Source organism: Pseudomonas sp. 910_23 (genome assembly GCF_052850795.1).
Genome location: NZ_VXCZ01000008.1, coordinates 108,937 through 124,036, shown reverse-complemented (window position 1 = coordinate 124,036; position 15,100 = coordinate 108,937). Strand labels below are relative to the sequence as shown.

Here is a 15,100-nt window from a genome sequence, read left to right as displayed (position 1 = left end):
TACATCTTGTAAAAATCTATAGCCAGCCTTCGGTCGGTAGAGTTAGCTTAAAGGCACAATCGCTGACTCCCTTCTGAGGTGCGCAATGGCTCTCGACACATGGCTGGCCTTTTTCCTGGCCAGTTGGATCATCTCCCTTTCTCCTGGCGCCGGTGCCATCGCCTCGATGTCCAGCGGCCTGCAATACGGTTTTGTCCGTGGCTACTGGAACGCCATTGGCCTGCAACTGGGCCTGGCGATGCAGATTGCCGTGGTCGCGGGTGGCCTGGGGGCCATTCTGGCGGCGTCGTCTACCGCGTTCTATGCGATCAAATGGTTTGGCGTGGCCTACCTGGTGTACCTGGCCATCAAGCAATGGCGCGCCCTGCCCATGGACATGACCGATGACGCCGCCGTGCGCCCGATCGGGAAGCCGATGGCGATGATGTTCCGCGGCTTTTTGGTCAACGCCAGCAACCCTAAGGCCCTGGTGTTCATGCTGGCGGTGTTGCCGCAATTCGTGAACCCGCAGGCGCCGCTGTTGATTCAGTACCTGATCCTCGGTGCGACCATGATCAGCGTCGATATGATCGTGATGGCGGGTTACACGGGGTTGGCGTCGAAAGTCTTGCGTCTGTTGCGTACGCCTAAACAACAGAAACGCGTAAACCGCACATTCGCCGGCTTGTTTGTTGGCGCTGCCGGCTTCCTCGCCAGCCTGCATCGCGCTACTGCGTAATTGCCGAAACCGAATCGAAATGTGGAAGGGGCAAGCTCCCTCCCACATTGGATTTAGGGGTGATATGAAATAACACCTTGAGTCGAATTCATTAAAGCTCAACAATAGTGTTACTTCGTATTTCCACTTGAGATTCATTCATGACTGCCCCTTTCCGCTTTCTTGCGTGGCTGCTGTTGCCGGCGCTGATGTCGTGCAGCTTCAATCTCTTGGCCGCGACCGCCGAAGGCGCGCCACAGGCCCTGCATTTGCTGGATTACATCGGCGCCGACTACCCGCCTACGGTAGAGGCAGGCAAGGTGGTAGACGACTCGGAATACCGCGAGCAGGTGGAGTTTCTCGGAGTGCTGCAGGGTTTGGTGGCTGATCTGCCCGACAAACCCGAGCGCGCTGAGTTGATAAGCGGCGTTAATGAATTGCTGGCGGCGGTCACCGCCCATCAGGACGGCGCGAGCGTGGCCCGCCAGGCTCGTCAGTTGGGCGCCAAGCTGGCCGTGGCGTATGAAGTTAGCCAAGCACCGGCCATCACGCCGGACCCGACACGCGGCGCGCCGCTTTATGCCCAGCATTGTTCGGTGTGCCACGGCACTGTCGGCGCCGGTGATGGTCCGGCTGGCATGGGCATGACGCCGCCCCCCGCTAATCTGCGTGACGCCACGCGCCTGGATCGCTTGAGCCTGTATGCGATCTACAACACCCTCGGCCTGGGTGTCGAAGGCACTGATATGCCGTCGTTCGCTGACCAACTGGACGATCGCCAGCGCTGGGACCTGGCGACCTATATCGCCGGTTTCACCGCCGACCCGGCTGCCGCCAAAAGCGAGCAGGCGTTCAACCTCGCCGACCTGGCGCGCCAGACCCCCAATGAAGTGCTCGCCGCTGACGGCCCTGGCGCTGCGGCGACGTTCCGCGCCCAGCGTGCTCAGCCGCCACAGGTTCAACGTGGTCCCGCGCAGTTGCTCGACTACACGGCCGCCACGCTGGACAAGAGCCTCGCGGCTTTCCGCAACGGCGACCACGAGCAGGCCTATGATTTGTCCGTCGCTGCCTACCTGGAAGGCTTCGAGCTGGTGGAAAGCTCCCTGGATAACGTCGACGCCAATGTGCGCAAAGACACCGAGAAGGCCCTGATGGCCTATCGGCAATCGTTGCAGGATGGTTTGCCTATGGAGCAGGTGCAGCAGCGTCTGGACGTTGCCAAAGGCAAACTCACTGAATCCGCCGGCTTGCTGGGCGGCGATGGCCTGAGCTGGTCATTGAGCTATATCTCTGGCCTGCTGATCCTGTTGCGCGAAGGCCTGGAAGCGATTCTGGTGCTAGCGGCGATCCTCGCCTTCCTGCGTAACACCGGCCAGCAGTCGGCGGTTCGCAGCGTCAACGTCGGTTGGGGCCTGGCGCTGTTGGCAGGCTTGGCTACGTGGGCCTTGGCGGCGTATGTGATTGACGTCAGCGGGGCTCAGCGAGAACTGCTCGAAGGCTGCACGGCGCTGTTCGCCAGCGTGATGGTGCTATGGCTCGGCGTGTGGATGCACGACCGGCGTCACGCGGCGGCCTGGCAGGATTACATCAAGAGCAGCCTGGTGGGCGGCGGCGGCCGTTTCGGTTTTGCCGTGCTGGCGTTCTTCTCGGTTTATCGCGAGCTGTTCGAAGTGATCCTGTTCTACGAAACCCTGTGGCTGCAGGCCGGCCCTGCCGGGCACAACGCGGTGCTGGCCGGTGGTGCCACTGCGCTGGTGCTGCTGGTGGGCCTGGCCTGGGTGATCCTGCGTGGCTCGGCGAAGTTGCCGTTGGCGCTGTTCTTCGGCATCAACGCTGCGTTGCTGTGCGCGCTGTCGGTGGTGTTCGCCGGGCACGGTGTCAAGGCCTTGCAGGAGGCGGGCATCTTCGGCACGCGGCCGGTGGCGTTCTTTGACTTCGACTGGCTGGGCATTCATGCCGATGCGTATTCGTTGGGCGCGCAGGCTGTGGCGATCCTGGCGATTGTGGTGCTGTATGGCCGCAGCCGGCTGACCGAGAAGCGCCGGGCGGCGGCGTAGCATGCGGGTATGGATCGACGCCGACGCCTGCCCTCGGGCGGCCAAGGATCAGGTAGTGAAGTTTGCCCTCAAGCGCCAGTTCGAGGTGGTGCTGGTGGCCGGGCAGAGCCAGATCAAGCCGAGCTTTTCCTGTGTGAAGCTGATCGTGGTGCCCAGTGGCCCCGACGCGGCCGATGATTACCTGGTTGAGCACGCCGTACCCGGCGAACTGGTGATTTGCAGTGACGTGCCCTTGGCCGATCGGCTGGTGAAGAAGGGCGTCACGGCCCTCGATCCGCGAGGCAAGGAGTTCAGCCCTGCGAACATGAGTGAGCGCCTGGCGGTGCGCAACCTGTTCACCGACCTGCGTGAGCAAGGTCAGATGGGCGGCGGACCACCGCCCCATGGCGAGAAGGATAAGCAGGCGTTTGCCAATGCCCTGGACCGAATCCTTACACGTCTTATGCGCCTAGCCTGACCTGTGGCGAGGGAGCAAGCTCCCTCGCCACAGGTGCCTATCCGTCAGTCGTTCTCGTGGGTCAACTCCAGCACCCGATCCACCAACTTGTTGATCCCTGACGCCACTTCACTGATGTTCTTGCCGAGCATATACGCCGGCGTACTGACCAGCTTGCGCGCCTTGTCCTCGACGATATCTTCCACCGTGCATTCGTGGTGCGTGGCGCCCATCTTGTCCAGGGCAGCCGCTGTGTCTGCATCGTTACCGATGGTGCAGGTCACGCCAGGGCCGTAGATCTTCGCGGCCAGGGCCGGAGAGATGCAGATCAACCCCACCGGCTTGCCTGCTTCGGCGAACGCTTCAGCCAGCTCCAGCACCTGCGGGTTGACGCTGCAGCTGGCGCCCTCCACGGCGAAGTTCGACAGGTTCTTCGCGGCGCCAAACCCGCCGGGCACGATCAGGGCGTCGAAGTCGGCGGCATTGGCTTGGCCAATATCCTTCACTGCGCCCCGGGCGATACGCGCAGACTCCACCAGCACATTGCGCGACTCGGGCATTTCTTCGCCGGTGAGATGGTTGATCACGTGCAATTGCGCAATGTCGGGTGCAAAGCATTCCACTTGAGCGCCGCGCTGGTCCAGGCGCAGCAGGGTGATCACGCTCTCGTGGATCTCTGCGCCGTCGTATACGCCACAGCCGGAAAGGATCACTGCAATCTTTTTGCTCATGGGCATTTCTCCTGATTCATGGCGTTAAATGTCTACTAATTTGTAACCTGTTGCCAATGGGATCTCACGTCGCTGCACCTAATCTTGATGTAACAAAAATAGACCGGACTAGCCCATGGACTTTGTGCCTTACGCAGTACCGTTTTTTATCGCCCTGATCGTTGTGGAGCTGCTGGCCGACCGTTGGCGCGGTGCACGCAACTACCGAGTAGCGGACGCCATCAACAGCCTCAGCACCGGTGTGCTGTCCACCACGACCGGTTTGCTGACCAAGGGCGTGGGCCTGTTGACCTACGCGTTCGCCCTCAAGCACCTGGCGCTCATCGAGCTGTCGACCCAGAGTGCCTGGACCTGGGTGTTCGCCTTTGTGTTCTATGACTTCTGCTATTACTGGCTGCATCGCATGGGCCATGAGCGCAATATCCTGTGGGCCGCGCATTCGGTGCATCACCAGAGCGAGGACTACAACCTCACCACCGCCTTGCGCCAGACCAGCACCGGTTTTCTGCTGAGCTGGATCTTCTACCTGCCTCTGGCTGTGGTCGGCGTGCCGCTGGTGGTGTTTATCAGCGTGGCTTCGCTCAACCTGTTGTATCAATTCTGGGTCCATACCCGCCACGTTCCCAAGCTGGGCTGGTTTGAGTGGTTCTTCGTGACGCCGTCCAATCATCGTGCCCACCACGCACAGAATGCTCTCTACATGGATCGTAACTACGGCGGGGTGTTCATTATTTGGGACCGGCTGTTCGGTACTTTTCAAGAGGAAGACGACAACGAGCCGGTGATCTTTGGGGTAACCACACCCCTGGCCAGTTGGAACCCGTTGTGGGCCAACCTGCAGTTTTATGCGCAATTATGGAGTGACGCCCGGCGCACCGAAAGCTGGTGGGACAAGTTGCGCATCTGGTTCATGCGCACCGGCTGGCGCCCGGCGGACGTCAAAGCCAAATACCCGATAGCCAAGCCGGACCTGAGCCAGTTTCGCAAGTTCGAAGTGCCTTTGGATGCGCGGCAGCAGGTCTACATCGCCTTGCAATTTGCTGCTTATGTGGGCTTTGGCAGTTATCTGATGAATTTCGGTGAGGGCCTGCCTACGGCGGCGTTGGTGCTCGGCTGGGGCGCGATGGCCCTGGGCCTGTTTACGTTGGGGGTGGCACTGGAGAATCGCCCATGGGCGTTGAAGGCCGAGATGGCGCGCCTGGCGCTGAACCTGCCGTTGGTATGGCTGGCGCCGCTGGTCGGCTTGTGGCCTGCCAGCCCTCTCGCCTGGCTGGGCCTGGCGAGCTACAGCCTGCTCAGCGTGATTGGTCTCTACTGTTGCAGAGGCCGTTTTACTCGGTTGGCGTCTTAGGCGTTTCGACCGAGGCTTGCTCGACAGCCTGTCGCGCCTTGGCCTCGGCACACGCTTGGCGGGCGATGCGAGCATTCTTGAAGCGACGTCGCAGCCACAGGCCAAAACCCAGCACCAGCAAGGCGCCCAGTACCCATAGCTCGTACTTCTTGACGCTGCCGAGCATACCTTCCAGCACCGCACCGAAATGATAGGCCGCAGCCCCCAGTGCAGCGGCCCAGATCGCCGCACCAATACCGTTGAGGATCAGGTAGCGCATCGGCGGGTAACCGGACAGGCCGATCGCCACGGGCATCACCGTGCGCAACCCGTAGACAAAGCGAAAGCTCAGTACCCAGATATCCGGGTGCTTGCGGATATGCTCCAGTGCCTTGTCGCCCATCAACTGCCAGCGCGGCTTGCGTGCCAGCAGCTTGCGGCCGTGCTTGCGCCCCATGTAGTACCAAAGCTGGTCGCCGGCATAGCTGCCAAAAAAGGCAACGACCACCACCAGGTTGATATCCATGTAGCCACGAAACGCCAGGAAGCCTGCGAGTACGAGGATGGTCTCGCCTTCGAAAAATGTGCCGAGAAAGAGGGCAAAGTAGCCGAAGTCATGCAGAAATTGTTGAAGCATGGTCTGGGGTGCTGGCGAAATGAACGCGCAGCCTACGCCTTCACGAAGATTCATGAAAGTATCGAGATGTGTCACGAAGTGAACAATTCCTACATAAATGACGAATGCGACTACAGGTCGCATCGATAAGCACAACTGTCATTCCTTCGTCATAATGGCCGCTTATAACTGCAACGCTCGCCCGTAAACGCGGGCTCAGGAGTCTGTCGTGAGCTTTACCCCTGCCAATCGCCTGTTCCCCGCCACTCGTCTGCGTCGCAATCGTCGTGATGATTTTTCTCGCCGCCTGGTACGTGAAAATGTACTGACGACGAACGATCTCATCCTGCCGGTTTTTGTGCTCGACGGTGAAAATCGTCGGGAAGCAGTCGCCTCGATGCCGGGTGTGGAGCGTTTGACCATTGATCAGTTGCTGATCGAGGCGGCCGGTTGGGTCGAACTGGGGATCCCGGCACTGGCGCTGTTTCCGGTGACCCCACCGCAGCTCAAGTCTCTGGACGCCGCCGAAGCCTGGAACCCGCAAGGGATCGCGCAGCGCGCCACCCGTGCCCTGCGCGAGCGCTTCCCGGAGCTTGGGGTGATCACTGACGTGGCGTTGGACCCGTTCACCACGCACGGCCAGGATGGCATTCTTGACGAAGAGGGTTATGTTCAGAACGACATCACCGTCGATGCACTGGTCAAGCAGGCTTTGTCGCACGCAGCGGCGGGCGCCCAGGTGGTTGCGCCGTCGGACATGATGGACGGGCGTATCCAGGCGATTCGCGAAGCCCTTGAGCTGGCCGGTCACGTCAATGTACGAATCATGGCCTACTCGGCCAAATACGCCAGCGCCTATTACGGCCCCTTTCGCGATGCGGTGGGGTCGGCGCTGAACCTGGGCAAGGCCAACAAGGCTTCGTACCAGATGGACCCGGCCAATAGCCAGGAAGCGCTGCACGAAGTGGCGGCCGACCTGGCCGAAGGCGCCGATATGGTGATGGTCAAGCCCGGGATGCCGTACCTGGACATCCTTTATCGGGTCAAAGAGGAATTCAAAGTGCCGACCTTTGTCTATCAGGTCAGCGGTGAATACGCCATGCATATGGCGGCGATCCAGAATGGTTGGTTGAGTGAAGGGGTGATCCTCGAATCCCTGACTGCCTTTAAACGTGCCGGCGCTGATGGCATTCTGACCTACTTCGCCGCCCGCGCTGCCCAATTGCTTAGAGAGCAACAATAGCCCTCACAGGAACACTCGATGAATACCGAAGGACTCTCCGAAGTTGCCGTAAAAGACGCTCACCCGGTGGTTGAACAAGTTTCCCAGACCCCGCCGGAGCTGGAGCCTGCCCCGCCAGCGGTGGTTGCCGAAGCACCTGCGCCGGCACCGGTGGCCGTGGTCACCAACCTGGATGACAGCAGCCTGTACATCCATCGCGAGTTGTCACAACTGCAATTCAACATCCGCGTGCTGGAGCAGGCGCTGGATGAGTCCTACCCGTTGCTGGAGCGGCTGAAATTCCTGCTGATCTTCTCCAGCAACCTGGATGAGTTTTTCGAGATTCGCGTTGCCGGCCTCAAGAAGCAGATCACCTTCGCCCGTGAACAAGCCGGGGCCGACGGCCTGCAACCGCACCAGGCGTTGGCGCGCATCAGTGAGCTGGTACATGGTCATGTGGACCGCCAGTACGCAATCCTCAACGACATCCTGCTGCCGGAACTGGAAAAGCATCAGGTCCGCTTCATTCGTCGTCGTCACTGGACCGCCAAGATCAAGACCTGGGTGCGCCGTTACTTCCGGGACGAGATTTCGCCGATCATTACCCCCATCGGCCTGGACCCTACGCACCCGTTCCCACTGCTGGTGAACAAGAGCCTCAACTTCATCGTCGAGCTTGAAGGTATCGATGCCTTCGGTCGCGATTCGGGTCTGGCGATTATCCCGGCCCCGCGTCTGTTGCCACGCATCATCAAGGTACCGGAAGAGGTAGGGGGGGCTGGCGACAACTATGTATTCCTGTCGTCGATGATCCACGCCCACGCCGATGACCTGTTCCAGGGCATGAAGGTCAAGGGCTGCTACCAGTTCCGCCTGACCCGTAACGCCGACCTGGCACTGGATTCCGAAGACGTCGAAGACTTGGCTCGCGCCCTGCGTGGCGAGCTGTTCTCGCGGCGTTATGGCGATGCGGTGCGTCTGGAAGTGGCGGATACCTGCCCTAAACACCTGTCGGACTACCTGCTCAAGCAGTTCAACCTCGCCGAATCCGAGTTGTATCAGGTCAACGGCCCGGTGAACCTGACGCGCCTGTTCAGCATTACCGGCCTGGACAGCCATCCGGAGCTGCAATACAAGCCGTTCACGCCACAGATCCCGAAACTGCTGCAAAACAGCGAGAACATCTTCAGTGTTGTGAGCAAGCAGGACATTCTATTGCTGCACCCCTTCGAGTCGTTCACCCCAGTGGTCGACCTGCTGCGCCAGGCCGCCAAGGACCCGCATGTTCTGGCCGTGCGCCAGACCCTCTACCGCAGTGGCGCCAACTCGGAAATCGTCGATGCGTTGGTGGATGCTGCGCGTAACGGCAAGGAAGTCACCGCGGTGATCGAGTTGCGTGCGCGCTTTGACGAAGAGTCCAACCTGCAACTGGCCAGCCGTCTGCAAGCCGCCGGTGCGGTGGTGATCTACGGCGTGGTCGGCTTCAAGACCCACGCCAAGATGATGTTGATCCTGCGCCGCGAGGCCGGGGAGATCGTGCGCTACGCCCACTTGGGCACCGGCAACTACCACGCCGGCAACGCCAAGCTCTACACCGACTACAGCCTGCTGACATCCGACGACGCACTGTGCGAAGACGTCGGCAAGTTGTTCAGCCAGCTCATCGGCATGGGCAAGACCTTGCGCATGAAAAAGCTGCTGCACGCGCCGTTCACCCTCAAGAAGGGCATGCTCGACATGATTGCCCGCGAGACCCAGTTTGCCCTCGATGGCAAGCCGGCGCACATCATCGCCAAGTTCAACTCGCTGACCGATCCGAAGATCATCCGCGCGCTGTACAAGGCCAGCCAGTCGGGCGTGCGCATCGATCTGGTGGTGCGTGGCATGTGCTGCCTGCGCCCGGGTATTGTCGGCGTGTCGCATAACATCCACGTGCGCTCGATCATCGGCCGCTTCCTGGAGCACACCCGTGTGTTCTACTTCCTCAACGGTGGTGAAGAGCAGATGTTCCTCTCCAGCGCCGACTGGATGGAACGCAACCTCGATAAGCGTGTGGAGACCTGCTTCCCGGTGGAAGGCAAGAAGCTGATCATGCGGGTCAAGAAGGAGCTGGAAAGCTACCTCACTGACAACACCCATAGCTGGAGCCTGCAGTCGGACGGGCGTTATGTACGCAACACCCCGACCGGCAACCAGAACCCGCGCAGCGCGCAGGCGACGTTGCTGGAGAAGTTGGGTAGCCCGATTCTTGCGGTGAACTAAAACCCGGCAAAGTCTAAAAATGTGGGAGGGGCTTACCCCCTCCCACATTTGTATTTCGGTGTTCTTTAGATCGGCTCAGCGCAGGTTCAGGCCGAATCCCATGCGCGTCAGCCCCTCGGCCCTTGGTGGTTAGTGAGACTTAGCAAGAAATCTTTGTGATGGGGTCATCAGGACGCGCGCGTGCCCATCGGTATCCATATTGACAATCGGGGGTAGTTCCGTTGGCTTCTTTAACAGAAGTGGCATTCACAGGGGTTGGTTCTTTTTCTTCCGATGCGAACCAATCTTCTATAAAGCGCGGGCCTGGGTCATCGCTCCAACTGCCGCCTGGGTAAAATGTGCCGCTGTGAAATCCTCTGGCCTGCGCAGCGTCTGGCACAACAGCCAGGAAAACGCCCCAGCTGCATAGGAAACCGGTGATTACCATTGTGTGTTTCATCTGTGAACTCCTTTTAGTGCAACCAGCAGTGCAAAGATTTCGTTTACTCACCATCGTTGCTATCAGGGTAACGTCGTAGTAACAGCGATTGCAGTTTGCGTGGCGTTCAGGACCATGCCCGTCATGTAGGCACCGTTTTTGGAAACGGCTCTAATTTCGCTGTTTTTGCCTCCGCTAATCGGTAGCAAGCAGACGGTTCCTGCCGATTGCGTCCACGTGCAACCCTGTGAGTATTGGTCACTATTGAGAACATTCAGCGCGACGATTTCACCACTGGTAATCGCGCCTGCTTCTCCCCATGCGCTACCAGTTGGTAAAGGAATGATCGCGATGATCGGGATGGGTAACGGCGAAGGCAGCCACATCATGTACTGATTTCGGCCATCTACGGTGGATTGGGAGACCAACACTCGGCCGGCCTCGTTAATACCGAGGGCCATGTTTTTGGAACCAGAAGAGAGCGACAGGACTGCCGGCGCAGCAGTCTTGTTGCTCCAGAATGCACTTTTCGTCACGTTCACTGCCGAGTTGGGATAAATGCATGTTCCGACGAAGCTGGAGGCATTAATAGCACGGGTGACCGTGCAATAGCTGGCGCCGGTGGGCAGTGCCAGATCAGTCATGCTATAGGACACCCCATTTTTTTCCGCGACCCGAGCAGTGGTGTTACCAGCATTGTTGGGGCAATTGAGAGCGAGCTGCGGGGTGCCAGTAGTGGGCAAGTTAACATCCGCAACGGCGCAATTGTCCCCCCAATTGGACACGCGTTCAGGGGTGCCGCTGCCATTGGCATAAAATACTGCGGTTCCCTGGTTGTCGGCATCCAGGCTTGAACCTGCCACGTCACCTCGATCGTTGATCGCTACGGCATTGGTGGCGACATCTTTGGGGCGCAGCAGGGGTATTAACAGCGTTGCGGGTAGCGAATCCAGCTTTATGGGCGCGACGGCTGGGGATGTCGCAGTCCAGACCACTCCAAAATTAGAGTTGCTGGCGTCGTTACAGTTACCCATCACTTTTCCGTTATTGGACAATGCAGAAGCACTACAAGGTTGCCCGCTCGCCAATGAGGTCAGTGCGCTCTGAGCACCGTGTGCGGCACCGTCGGCTACCCATGCGACATTGTTGGCGGTAGTGCTGGCCGGTCGGCAATTACCCGCTGTAATGCCGGTATTATTGATGTCGACCGGTGCGCATTGCGCACCTGCGGTTGCGGAAAACGGCACCCATGCAGCTGCATGAGCAACGCTCAAGCCAGTAGCGTAGAGGCCAAATCCTAGAATGATCATAACGGATGATTTCATCGTGAACCCTTCCCTGGAGCGGTACGGTATGTAGGTTCTCTGCGCTACTACCTGTTACGCATGAGGTCTAAGACGCAGTGGAACTTAATCCGCAGACGTGTACAACTGTCATAATTGACAGGTATGTACCACTGATTGGCACGTAGAGGACGGCAACATGAAGTGTTGGGCCTGGGTACGCAGTTCTACCAGCCGCTTAGGAATAGTACCTAGTGTTTCAGCGGGCAGATCCGTAGCGCGTTGGTCATCGCTTGAGCCACCAGAGGACGATTAGGCCTTGCGGCGCAACCCGTATGCCGTGCCACCTGATGGACAGGGTAACGTTTGGCGTCAATCAATGAGGTCTGACAGGTGTGGGGCTTGTCGTCTATCGAATACTCGATCAGGCACGCATACCAATGGGCGGGAAGATCCGGGCGCTTCTTGAGCGTAGTCCGGGAAACGGTCAGCCGTATAAGCCAGCCACCCGCACCCAACCATACGATACGCTTGGCCGGCAGGCGCCTGCGGCGAATAGAAACGGTGCCGGTCGATACTAGCGCCTGTTGCGGTGTGCTTTAGATTCTATTCAGCGCAGGTTCAGGCTGAACCCCACCCGCGTCAGCCATTCCGCTTCCTGGGCGAAGTCCGCCTGGGTCAGCTGGTTTTCATCCAGCCAGCCCTTGGGGAAGATCACTTCCAGGCTGTCATCAGCAGCGCGCAGTTTTACCTGGGGCATTTCCTGGGTGCCACGAATGTGGTGGAACAGGATTGCAAAGCGCAACAGCGCGCACAGGCGAATCAGCTTGATGCCGTCTTTGCCGAATTCGGCAAATTTGTCCTTGGGAATATTGCGGCGATGGCCGCGCACCAGCAGCGCGAGCATCTGTTGGTCTTCGCGGGAGAACCCAGCCAGGTCCGAGTGCTCGATCAGGTAGGCGCCGTGCTTGTGGTAATGGTAGTGGGCGATGTCCAGGCCCACTTCATGCACCTTGGCGGCCCAGCCCAGCAGCTCGCGCCAGACGCCGTCTTCCAGGTCCCAATCGGCGGCCACCTGGTCGAAAGCGTGCAAGGCTTTGCGCTCCACACGGGCGGCTTGTTCCAGATCGACGTGGTAGCGCTCCATCAGCGAGCTGAGGGTGCGCTCGCGCACGTCTTCATGGTGATGACGGCCCAGCAGGTCATAGAGCACGCCTTCGCGCAGGGCGCCGTCACAGTGGTCCATGCGTTGCAGTTCGAGGGCGTCGAAGATGGCTTCGAGAATCGCCAGGCCCGCAGGGAAAATGGCGCGTCGATCAGGTTTGATGCCGTCGAAGTCGATTTTCTCCGCATCCCCCAGCTTGAACAGCTTGCGCTTGAGCCACGCCAGACCTTCGGCATTCACCTCGCCAGTGCCATGGCCGCCAGCCTTCAAGGCCAGGCCGATGGCGCGGATGGTGCCGGACGAGCCGATGGCTTCATCCCAGGTCAGGCGGTGCAGGGCATGTTCAATGCTCATGATCTCCAGCCGCGCCGCCGTGTAAGCCTGGGCATAGCGCGCCGGCGTGATCTTGCCGTCCTTGAAGTAACGTTGAGTGAAACTCACGCATCCCATCTGCAGACTTTCACGCAGCAGTGGCTCGAAACGCTGGCCGATGATGAACTCGGTACTGCCGCCACCAATGTCCGCCACCAGGCGTTTGCCGGGCGTGTCGGCCAGTGTGTGGGACACACCGAGGTAGATCAGGCGCGCCTCTTCACGGCCAGAGATAACTTCCACCGGGTGCCCGAGGATTTCCTCGGCACGATGGATAAACTCATTGCGGTTTCGGGCTTCGCGCAACGCGTTGGTGCCGACGATGCGTACGGCGCCAGGCGGCATGCCATTGATCAATTGCGCAAATCGCTTGAGGCAGTCGAGCCCGCGCTGCATGGATTCTTCATTGAGCTTGCGCTCGTCGTCGATCCCGGCGGCCAGTTGCACTTTTTCGCCGAGCCGCTCAAGGATGCGGATCTCGCCGTTCTGGGCCTTGGCCACGACCATGTGAAAGCTGTTGGAGCCCAGGTCGATGGCGGCGATCAAGGACAGATTCTTGGCTTGGGATTGCGGCATGGTTTGGGGATCTCGGTCGATAACCTTGCCATCGTGCCACGATCGACCGCTGGAGCCAACGCGTTGTGCTTCGGTAATTTTCCCGATGTGGTCTGTAGGAAAATTTTGGAAAGTTCAGGGCTGCTTCGCAAGTTTCCAGCAAACAAACTTTCCGACGATGTAAGACGTTTTAACCGGATGCAGTTGTAAGTGTTTAGATAATTTCTCCTACAGTGAGTGGGACTATATGCTGTTCTATATCTTGCTCAAGACTACAAGGTCGATAGGTTAAAGTAATTTTTATGCTGGCGGGAGCCTACAATAAATACCGTGCTGTCTGATTTTTTATCCGGGCATCTACGCGCCAGACTGTCACTCGGCAATTCTGCCGGGGTGTTATTTATTTATAGTTTTTGTATCAGGGACAATAAGCTGTTGGGCGAAGGAGTCGCCAAAACCAAAATAAAGAGCGCCTGCTAACTTCAAGCGACAGGACGAACATGAAAAAAATTATTGGATTGACTTTCGGCATCGCATGTCTGGCTGCGACCCTGCAGGTTCAGGCAAACACGAGCGCCCAGTTAGTCGTCAGGGGGACGATCACGCCTGCAGCGTGCAACCTCAGCCTGGCGGGCAGTGGCATCATCGACTACGGCACTATTCGCTCCGGCGAATTGTCTCGCACGGCATTCAACCCCCGTGAAGAGAGGACCACGTCTCTGGTTATCAACTGCGGCACTACGCCTGCCAGGTTCGGGCTCACCTTTACCGATCTGCAAGCGGGGAGCAAGGTGGCAGGCATCCTGGGGGCGGGCTTTTCCGAAGCGCAGAATTTCGGTCTGGGGATGGCAGCGTCCCGGCGCACTGGTGGCTATTCGGTCACCCTCAGGGACCTCCGCTCTACCGGAACAACGTTGTTTCCGATCATGCGCACCGGGCTCGGTGCCTGGCAGAACAGCGACGGCAGGGTTGCCCAATCGCCCAGCCAGTACTCCTGGCGTAATAGCGTGACCGTCACCCCTGCCGCTATTAGCCAGCTGACCGCCACGGTGGCGGTGAAAGCAGTGATCAACAAGGCCCAGGACTTGGACCTGAGCCGCGACATCTCCATAGATGGGCGCGCCACGCTTGTATTGAGTTACATCTAAACAACCGAAAGCAGCCGATCAAGAAAGCCAACCCTTTCTTGTTGGCTGTTTTTCTTTGGGCGTTGGATGGCCAAACGTCAACTTCATAAGTTGTGGGTAATATTGAGTGCGTGTTTTTTTAATAAGTCTTACGTGGCTATGGAGTGTGTTTTTCAGTGTGGTTGCTACGGCGGACGGGATGTTGCCGGAAACAACTGTGGTCGTGCTTTACGAAGAAGTTGGCGAAGCCTCGATCAATATCAAGAACACCGATGCAGGGCCGGCGTTGCTTCATTCTGTTATTGAAAACGTGCCTGAAGATCTGGAGCCGCTACTGATTGTCACGCCTCCCATTACCCGTGTGGAAGCGGGGGATACGCAACTGGTGCGTTTCATCAGCACGTTGAAGCAGCCGCTCAAGACCCAACGGCTCAAGCGCGTATCTTTTGAGGGCATTCCCCAGGCGCGTGCCGCGGACGGTGCGACCATCGGTATCACTCTTCGGCAGAATCTGCCGTTGATCCTGCATCCCAAAGACTTGCCACGCCACCAAGCGCCGTGGGAGCTGCTGAGGTGGGAACGGGTCGCAGAGCGACTCACCGTCCACAACGACAGCGCTTACGTCGTGCGCCTGGCGCCGGATGTGCAGCTGCTTCCACAAGGCGTTCAAGCCACACTGCCGCGCACCTATGTTTTGCCAGGTGAGGCATTGGCGTTGAAGGTTGACGGTGCTTTGAGCGATGTGGCGCAGGTTGAGATTCAACCCGCCACGGTCTATGGATTTTCGGTAGATAGCTACCGTGCACCGGTCAACACAGATGCGCGTTGA

General features: G+C 58.9%; 13 protein-coding genes. 8 read left to right on the top strand and 5 right to left on the bottom strand.

All coding sequences use genetic code 11. The annotated features are described in order from the left end of the window. Positions 1-85 precede the first annotated feature (85 nt). The 3 genes from FW800_RS12120 (at position 86) to FW800_RS12110 (ending at position 3,211) form a co-directional block, all read left to right on the top strand. Positions 86-718 carry a LysE family transporter gene (locus tag FW800_RS12120; protein ID WP_005792425.1) on the top strand — a complete coding sequence of 211 codons (633 nt, stop codon included), beginning with the start codon at positions 86-88 and terminating at the stop codon, positions 716-718. 140 nt (positions 719-858) lie between these two features. Next, positions 859-2,754 carry an FTR1 family protein gene (locus FW800_RS12115; RefSeq protein WP_223017770.1) on the top strand — a complete coding sequence of 632 codons (1,896 nt, stop codon included), beginning with the start codon at positions 859-861 and terminating at the stop codon, positions 2,752-2,754. A gap of 1 nt (position 2,755) precedes the next feature. Continuing rightward, a complete protein-coding gene (locus tag FW800_RS12110) occupies positions 2,756-3,211 on the top strand; it encodes a YaiI/YqxD family protein (protein WP_446437717.1) in 456 nt (151 codons plus the stop codon). A gap of 44 nt (positions 3,212-3,255) precedes the next feature. On the opposite strand, the gene elbB is transcribed toward FW800_RS12110, so the two are convergent. Further along, positions 3,256-3,921, bottom strand: coding sequence for an isoprenoid biosynthesis glyoxalase ElbB (elbB, locus tag FW800_RS12105; protein WP_446437716.1), 666 nt, complete (start codon positions 3,919-3,921; stop codon positions 3,256-3,258). A gap of 115 nt (positions 3,922-4,036) precedes the next feature. Here elbB and FW800_RS12100 point away from each other — a divergent pair, with 115 nt between their 5' ends. Further along, on the top strand, positions 4,037-5,272 hold the full coding sequence (locus FW800_RS12100; protein ID WP_446437715.1) for a sterol desaturase family protein: 1,236 nt from the start codon (positions 4,037-4,039) through the stop codon (positions 5,270-5,272). Here the strand turns inward: FW800_RS12100 and FW800_RS12095 are convergent. Beyond that, positions 5,253-5,888: a DedA family protein gene (locus tag FW800_RS12095; protein ID WP_032881179.1), complete on the bottom strand. Its 636-nt coding sequence runs from the start codon at positions 5,886-5,888 to the stop codon at positions 5,253-5,255. The two genes, FW800_RS12100 and FW800_RS12095, sit on opposite strands and share 20 nt — an antisense overlap. Before the next feature lie 208 nt (positions 5,889-6,096). Here FW800_RS12095 and hemB point away from each other — a divergent pair, with 208 nt between their 5' ends. After that, positions 6,097-7,110 (top strand): porphobilinogen synthase, encoded by a 1,014-nt coding sequence (gene hemB, locus FW800_RS12090; RefSeq protein ID WP_005792419.1) that lies wholly within the window; start codon positions 6,097-6,099, stop codon positions 7,108-7,110. 18 nt (positions 7,111-7,128) lie between these two features. Next, the gene (ppk1, locus tag FW800_RS12085; RefSeq protein ID WP_005792418.1) at positions 7,129-9,351 is read left to right on the top strand and encodes a polyphosphate kinase 1; all 2,223 of its coding nucleotides are present in this window, start codon (positions 7,129-7,131) and stop codon (positions 9,349-9,351) included. Between the two features lie 139 nt (positions 9,352-9,490). On the opposite strand, the gene FW800_RS12080 is transcribed toward ppk1, so the two are convergent. The 3 genes from FW800_RS12080 to ppx form a co-directional block, all read right to left on the bottom strand. After that, on the bottom strand, positions 9,491-9,790 hold the full coding sequence (locus FW800_RS12080) for a hypothetical protein (RefSeq protein WP_446437714.1): 300 nt from the start codon (positions 9,788-9,790) through the stop codon (positions 9,491-9,493). Positions 9,791-9,852: 62 nt separating this feature from the next. Continuing rightward, entirely contained in the window at positions 9,853-11,094 is a 1,242-nt protein-coding gene (locus FW800_RS12075; protein ID WP_446437713.1) for a hypothetical protein, read from the bottom strand. Positions 11,095-11,662: 568 nt separating this feature from the next. Then, positions 11,663-13,165: an exopolyphosphatase gene (ppx, locus tag FW800_RS12070; RefSeq protein WP_005792416.1), complete on the bottom strand. Its 1,503-nt coding sequence runs from the start codon at positions 13,163-13,165 to the stop codon at positions 11,663-11,665. A gap of 479 nt (positions 13,166-13,644) precedes the next feature. Here ppx and FW800_RS12065 point away from each other — a divergent pair, with 479 nt between their 5' ends. Further along, positions 13,645-14,292, top strand: coding sequence for a DUF1120 domain-containing protein (locus FW800_RS12065; RefSeq protein WP_078822608.1), 648 nt, complete (start codon positions 13,645-13,647; stop codon positions 14,290-14,292). 178 nt (positions 14,293-14,470) lie between these two features. Continuing rightward, positions 14,471-15,100 (top strand): fimbria/pilus chaperone family protein, encoded by a 630-nt coding sequence (locus FW800_RS12060; protein ID WP_446437712.1) that lies wholly within the window; start codon positions 14,471-14,473, stop codon positions 15,098-15,100.

What these genes read in the sequence shown, in the direction of transcription:
- elbB (WP_446437716.1), bottom strand. Translation starts at nt 3,921, where the DNA reads ATGAGCAAAAAGATTGCAGTGATCCTTTCCGGCTGTGGCGTATACGAC.
- ppk1 (WP_005792418.1), top strand. Translation starts at nt 7,129, where the DNA reads ATGAATACCGAAGGACTCTCCGAAGTTGCCGTAAAAGACGCTCACCCG.
- FW800_RS12060 (WP_446437712.1), top strand. Translation starts at nt 14,471, where the DNA reads ATGTTGCCGGAAACAACTGTGGTCGTGCTTTACGAAGAAGTTGGCGAA.
- FW800_RS12110 (WP_446437717.1), top strand. Translation starts at nt 2,756, where the DNA reads ATGCGGGTATGGATCGACGCCGACGCCTGCCCTCGGGCGGCCAAGGAT.
- FW800_RS12080 (WP_446437714.1), bottom strand. Translation starts at nt 9,790, where the DNA reads ATGAAACACACAATGGTAATCACCGGTTTCCTATGCAGCTGGGGCGTT.
- FW800_RS12100 (WP_446437715.1), top strand. Translation starts at nt 4,037, where the DNA reads ATGGACTTTGTGCCTTACGCAGTACCGTTTTTTATCGCCCTGATCGTT.
- ppx (WP_005792416.1), bottom strand. Translation starts at nt 13,165, where the DNA reads ATGCCGCAATCCCAAGCCAAGAATCTGTCCTTGATCGCCGCCATCGAC.
- FW800_RS12095 (WP_032881179.1), bottom strand. Translation starts at nt 5,888, where the DNA reads ATGCTTCAACAATTTCTGCATGACTTCGGCTACTTTGCCCTCTTTCTC.
- FW800_RS12115 (WP_223017770.1), top strand. Translation starts at nt 859, where the DNA reads ATGACTGCCCCTTTCCGCTTTCTTGCGTGGCTGCTGTTGCCGGCGCTG.
- FW800_RS12075 (WP_446437713.1), bottom strand. Translation starts at nt 11,094, where the DNA reads ATGAAATCATCCGTTATGATCATTCTAGGATTTGGCCTCTACGCTACT.
- FW800_RS12120 (WP_005792425.1), top strand. Translation starts at nt 86, where the DNA reads ATGGCTCTCGACACATGGCTGGCCTTTTTCCTGGCCAGTTGGATCATC.
- FW800_RS12065 (WP_078822608.1), top strand. Translation starts at nt 13,645, where the DNA reads ATGAAAAAAATTATTGGATTGACTTTCGGCATCGCATGTCTGGCTGCG.